At 66.1% G+C, this 765-nt stretch carries 1 protein-coding gene; it reads left to right on the forward strand.

Annotated features, from left to right (window positions below):
- Positions 1-602, forward strand: a 602-nt coding sequence (istB, locus tag AB1460_RS37985) for an IS21-like element helper ATPase IstB (protein WP_368967435.1), incomplete at its 5' end; no start/stop codon positions are given.
- Positions 603-765 lie beyond the last annotated feature (163 nt).

Raw genomic sequence — 765 nt, forward strand, 5'->3', positions numbered from 1 at the left:
GCGACCGGCGCCGTTCCGAACGGCGCGCCAAGGCCGCTGGTTTTCCCCGCCAGAAGCTGCTCAAGGACTTCGATTTCACCGCGAACCCCGCGATCGAGCCCGCCGTCATCCACACGCTGGCGAAGTGCGACTGGATCCGCAAGGGCCTGCCGCTATGCCTCATCGGCGACTCCGGCACCGGCAAGTCCCACCTGCTCATCGGTCTCGGCACCGAAGCCGCCCTCGCCGGTTTCCGTGTCCGCTACACGCTGGCTGCGAAACTCGTCAACGAGCTCGTCGAGGCCGCCGACGACAAACAGCTCAACCGCACCATCGCCCGCTACGGCCGCGTTGACCTGCTCTGCATCGACGAACTCGGATACATGGAACTCGACCGGCGCGGCGCCGAGCTTCTCTTCCAGGTCCTGACCGAACGCGAGGAGAAGAACAGCGTCGCGATTGCCTCCAACGAGTCGTTCTCCGGCTGGACGAAGACCTTCACCGACCCGCGACTCTGCGCCGCGATCGTTGACCGCCTCACCTTCGGCGGAAACATCATCGAGACCGGCACCGCCTCCTACCGCTGGGCCACTACCCGCGGCGGCAAGCAGACCACCGGCTGAACGCGGCCAGGAGATAATGACCGCGTGGTCGGTCAGGATCTCGAACACCTCGCCGCGGATGACGACGGGAACATCCTGCTCGCGTTCCACCCGGCCGGAGACAATATCGGCGTCCGCGACGCACCGCTGACCGTCTCACTGGTCGCACTTTGGCACGACGGCC

This window comes from Parafrankia sp. FMc2 (assembly GCF_041008525.1).
GTDB lineage: Bacteria > Actinomycetota > Actinomycetes > Frankiales > Frankiaceae > Parafrankia.